The 1,396-nt window shown below is 51.6% G+C and carries 1 rRNA gene; it reads right to left on the reverse strand.

Annotated features, from left to right (window positions below):
* Nucleotides 1–11: 11 nt before the first annotated feature.
* Nucleotides 12–1,396: ribosomal RNA gene (locus MN869_RS20315) — 23S ribosomal RNA — on the reverse strand; the annotation flags it as partial.

The following is a 1,396-nucleotide window of genomic DNA, read 5'->3' on the forward strand; positions in this document are numbered from 1 at the left end:
TTGGGTGTTGTATAGTCAAGCCTCACGAGCAATTAGTATTGGTCAGCTTCACACGTCACCGTGCTTCCACACCCAACCTATCAACGTCCTAGTCTCGAACGGCTCTTTAGAGGAATAAATTCCTAGGGAAATCTTATCTTGAGGTAGGCTTCCCGCTTAGATGCTTTCAGCGGTTATCCCTTCCGAACATAGCTACCCGGCGATGCGACTGGCGTCACAACCGGTACACCAGAGGTTCGTCCACTCTGGTCCTCTCGTACTAGGAGCAGATCCTCTCAAATTTCCAGCGCCCACGGTAGATAGGGACCGAACTGTCTCACGACGTTCTAAACCCAGCTCGCGTACCTCTTTAAATGGCGAACAGCCATACCCTTGGGACCTGCTTCAGCCCCAGGATGAGATGAGCCGACATCGAGGTGCCAAACACCGCCGTCGATATGAACTCTTGGGCGGTATCAGCCTGTTATCCCCAGAGTACCTTTTATCCGTTGAGCGATGGCCCTTCCATACAGAACCACCGGATCACTAAGACCTACTTTCGTACCTGCTCGACTTGTGGGTCTCGCAGTTAAGCGCGCTTTTGCCTTTATACTCTACGCGTGATTTCCGACCACGCTGAGCGCACCTTCGTACTCCTCCGTTACTCTTTAGGAGGAGACCGCCCCAGTCAAACTACCCACCAGACATGGTCCTCGCCCCGGATTACGGGGCAGAGTTAGAACCTCAACATTACCAGGGTGGTATTTCAAGGACGGCTCCATTAGAACTAGCGTTCTAACTTCAAAGCCTCCCACCTATCCTACACAAGTAAGGTCAAAGTTCAATGTCAAGCTGCAGTAAAGGTTCACGGGGTCTTTCCGTCTAGCCGCGGGTACACTGCATCTTCACAGCGATTTCGATTTCACTGAGCCTCTGCTGGAGACAGCGCCGCCATCATTATGCCATTCGTGCAGGTCGGAACTTACCCGACAAGGAATTTCGCTACCTTAGGACCGTTATAGTTACGGCCGCCGTTTACTGGGGCTTCGATCAAGAGCTTCGCTTACGCTAACCCCATCAATTAACCTTCCAGCACCGGGCAGGCATCACACCCTATACGTCCACTTTCGTGTTTGCAGAGTGCTATGTTTTTAATAAACAGTTGCAGCGGCCTGGTTTCTGTGGCTGCCAATAGCTCAGGGAGCAAGTCCCATCACCGTCAGCAGCGTACCTTCTCCCGAAGTTACGGTACCATTTTGCCTAGTTCCTTCAGCAGAGTTCTCTCAAGCGCTTTGGTCTACTCGACCTGACCACCTGTGTCGGTTTCGGGTACGATTCCTGTGTAACTGAAGCTTAGAGACTTTTCCTGGAAGCATGGTATCAGCCACTTCACTGTACAAGTACAGCTTGCTATCAG

This window comes from Acinetobacter sp. NIPH1876 (assembly GCF_022808535.1).
In the GTDB taxonomy this organism is placed as follows: Bacteria; Pseudomonadota; Gammaproteobacteria; order Pseudomonadales; family Moraxellaceae; genus Acinetobacter; species Acinetobacter higginsii.